The sequence below is a fragment of the Clostridia bacterium genome, assembly GCA_036562685.1.
Taxonomy (GTDB): Bacteria; Bacillota; Clostridia; order Christensenellales; family DUVY01; genus DUVY01.
In genome coordinates, this window is record DATCJR010000178.1 from 1 (window position 1) to 3,044 (window position 3,044).

Genomic DNA, 3,044 nt, shown 5'->3' on the forward strand with positions numbered 1-3,044 from the left:
GGTAAGTGTTGTCAACTTAACTTTACCACTTGAGGTCTCCCTTTTCAATTGTGCGAAAAATATTATACGTTATCCACTAAGGCCCGGTCTGCGCCTTAAGGTCCATGGCCGTCGGTAATCGGCAGACGTTATCGGAAATTGCCAACTTCTGAGGGATTGAAAGAAAAAATATTTGGGAGAAAATTGGGAGAAAAAAGATGCAAAGACCACCAAAAAAACACCACTATATTCCTCGGTTTTATCTAGCTGGATTTACATTGTCGGGTTCAAAAGATGATTTCATTTGGGTTTTAGACCAAAAAAATGGGAAACAATGGCGAGCTAAAGCGCATAATGTCGCCTATCAGAATGACTTTTACACTTTAGATATTCCCGAAACAGAACCTGAATCAATTGAAAAGGAATTTTCTTTTTTAGAAGGTCAAGCTGCAAGCGTTATAAAAACAATCATTAATACAAAATCAATACCAACTGGTGAAAGTTATAATGTGTTAATGAATTTTATTGCCTTAACAATTGCTAGGGTTCCTAGTACCAGAAAAACACTTGAAGAACCTTTTATGAAAATATCTGAAAAGATTCTTAAAATTGCTCTTGCTTCGCCGGAAAGATATCATACTTTGATGGAACGATTGAAGAAAAAAGGTTATGATATTTCTGATGCTCCTTATGATAGCATGCTAGATTTCTTAAGAAAAAAAGAATATGAATTGGAGTTTAATAATACATTTCACATACAAAATCTATTAATAGTAATGGATTCAGTCCTTCCTTACTTGGTTAATAGAAATTGGGTTTTAGTAGAAGCGACTGAAGCATATTTTATTTGTTCTGACCGCCCAGTCACTCTGCATTGGACTAACCCTAGGGATTCTTTCTATGGTCCTGGTTTTGGGATGAAAGAAACTAATGTGATTTTTCCAGTAAATAAAAACTTGTTATTGCTAGGACGATTTGAAGAAATTAAAAAAAACCATACTAAAATATCACGTGAGGGTGTGGCTTGGCTAAATAGTTTAACTTTAATGCAAGCTATGCAATATATATTCTCTCCGGAAAAAGACTTTATTTATTTGAGTAGGGAACTGCAAGTTTCAGATTCTAGTGTTTTATTACAACGTATCCAAAAAAGAAGTAAAATGAATAAATGAAAAGGAGGGTTGGCAACTACCGATAACACAGCATTGCCGCTTCGGGCTGCGGAAAGTCAATTCAGGATGTTGGAAAGCAAGTCGAATCATGAAGTGGGCGCGGCCACATCGATTCGCCAAGCGCGTCGCGCTAAGGCTCATCGACGTCGGCAATGCCAAACGTTAAACGCCATAACCGCTTCTGAGGGTAGATGGCGGCATCGTGCCGCCACATAGTAGAAATGGAGGGCTGATTAGAATGAAACAAAGAATTGGCATTGTGGTATTCCTTTCTGTTTTTTTAGTAATAAATTTTACAATTAAAACAAATGCGGAAATATCGGATAATAATTTATACATAAATGAAGAATATGGTTTTCAAATCAACTTCCCTTTAGGATGGGAACTAAAAGATGGTAGTGGTATTCATGCCATAAAAAAAGCAATTGATGGAAAGGGAACTTCAATAACAGTATTTGTTTATGACATTTATCAAGAAGCATTTACAAACGATCAAAGGGCCTCATTAAATAGGAAGGATATGGACTTTAGTGAATATTCAGATAAAGAAATCGAGGAATTTCTTGATGATTATTATGCTAAAACGGAATCCCAATATTCTAATGTACACTTATTAAAAAAATGCATTCGATATGTTGACAATAAAAGAACGGGATATTTTAAATATAGCTTTACATATAAAACAGAGGATAGAGTATTCGATATGACAATTTCAAATTATTTAGTATTAAAAAATGGTTATTTATTTTTATTTGGTGGTGGTGCATTAAGTTCGGCATTTATTGAAAAAGAACCAATTATTGATGAAACATGCTCTACATTTAGAATAATTGGAGGTAAAGAGGAAGTAAGTGAAAATAATCCTGTTGATGAAAACTTGGGCACTTTAGCAAGCTTATTCATGGCTTCATTAGTAGTAGGAATAATACTCACTTGGGGTATTGGAATATTATTCCCGTTATTTTTAAGATATTTAATATATAAAAAGCCACTAAGTAAGAGTATAGCAATAATTATTGCAGTTACCCAGTTTGTTTTACAGTTAGTTTTGGCCATGTTTATGGGAAGCCAAAGCAAAACCCATTTTTCGCTTTTAATTATTGCTTGGATTTCATATTCAATATTAACAAGAGGAAACAATGAAAGAAATAGAAAAGGAGAGACTATTTCAAATGATAATAGCTTATTGGATAGGTAGTTGGATAGGATCAAACTTGGGTTCATTAATTTTTGCAACATTAATGGCTGTTGTAATAGGCTTAATAATGTTTTATCCATTGCGAAATAATCGTAGATTTTTTTGGAATATTGTTATAACAGTATGGTTTTTAAGCTTTGCATGGAAAATTTTTCAATTAGCATCTGGTCTTGCTTTCCATCTGACTTCTAATCCGGGTAAATCTCTTGGGTTAGGAGCAATTTTTGCCGTAATTACTGCAGCAACACCCTATATAGTAATTAAAGTGCTGAAAACAAATACAACAAAATGGGTATATTCAATTGTTGTGATTATTATTGTAGGGTGTTCAATGCCATTGATTCAAGCAATAATTGGGTAAATAGAAATTTTTTATAAAAAAAAGATAGACGCCCTCCCTGGCTGTTGATGGGGTGGCGGTTACGGCGTTTAACAACGAGTTGCAGGCTCCGCGCCGGTTAGTAAGGAAATTTGGATAAGTCCGGCGCTCCGACCCAAATCCGTCCGCCTAAGATAAGATCTATCTAAGGCGGACGGACTTCTGCAACTCGCGGACGTTATCTGCAACACCCTAAAATAAGAGATATTAAAGATATAAAAATGGGGGATTTTAGATGGGAAATATTTTTGTACCATCGGTTTCGCCTAAAGATTGGCGGAAATTGTTAGCAGATCCACGTAAGCATTGGAAAAAG

The 3,044-nt window shown here is 35.0% G+C and carries 3 protein-coding genes; all 3 read left to right on the top strand.

Annotated elements, in window-relative coordinates; translation table 11 throughout:
• Window positions 1–197 precede the first annotated feature (197 nt).
• The 3 genes from VIL26_07865 (at window position 198) to VIL26_07875 (ending at window position 2,710) form a co-directional block, all read left to right on the top strand.
• A complete protein-coding gene (locus VIL26_07865) occupies window positions 198–1,151 on the top strand; it encodes a DUF4238 domain-containing protein (protein ID HEY8390842.1) in 954 nt (317 codons plus the stop codon).
• A 238-nt stretch (window positions 1,152–1,389) separates the two neighbouring features.
• On the top strand, window positions 1,390–2,349 hold the full coding sequence (locus VIL26_07870) for a hypothetical protein (protein HEY8390843.1): 960 nt from the start codon (window positions 1,390–1,392) through the stop codon (window positions 2,347–2,349).
• Entirely contained in the window at window positions 2,291–2,710 is a 420-nt protein-coding gene (locus tag VIL26_07875) for a hypothetical protein (GenBank protein ID HEY8390844.1), read from the top strand. The genes VIL26_07870 and VIL26_07875 overlap by 59 nt, the downstream gene beginning before the upstream one ends.
• Window positions 2,711–3,044 lie beyond the last annotated feature (334 nt).